The following is a 507-nucleotide window of genomic DNA, read 5'->3' on the forward strand; positions in this document are numbered from 1 at the left end:
TTCTTTCATCTTGGATGAAACGCCAGGGTTGGTGGTTCGCCACCCAGATACGCTTGAATTCATCCCTGAGCTAGCCAATGAGTGGGCATTAGCGGGTGACAATAAAACGGTTTATTTCAAACTGAACCCACAAGCTAAATGGTCGGATGGCAAGCCAGTCACGGCAGACGATTTTGTTTTTATGCTTAAGTTTTACCGCTCGAAAGACATTTTAGAGCCTTGGTACAACGACTATTACAACAAAACGGTTGCTGATGTTATCAAATTTGACGATCACACCTTCGCCGTGAAGGCCGCGAAAGAGCTCAATCCAGAAGAGTTGTTGTTGAGAATGGGGGCGCTACGTCCTCGTCCTGCTCATTTCTATGCGAATCCGAAGAAAGACGAGAACGGTGACGGCATTCATGATGATTTTGTGCGCTACTACAACTTTAAAAGTGAACCAACCACCAGCGCTTATTAGTTAGCCGACGTCAAAAAAGGTAAAAGCGTTACCTTTAAGCACGC

At 45.6% G+C, this 507-nt stretch carries 1 pseudogene; it reads left to right on the plus strand.

What is annotated here, in order from left to right:
- Nucleotides 1-460: pseudogene (locus R7Q46_RS30585) on the plus strand (ABC transporter substrate-binding protein); the annotation flags it as partial.
- Nucleotides 461-507: the final 47 nt, after the last annotated feature.

Source organism: Vibrio sp. 811 (assembly GCF_033339195.1).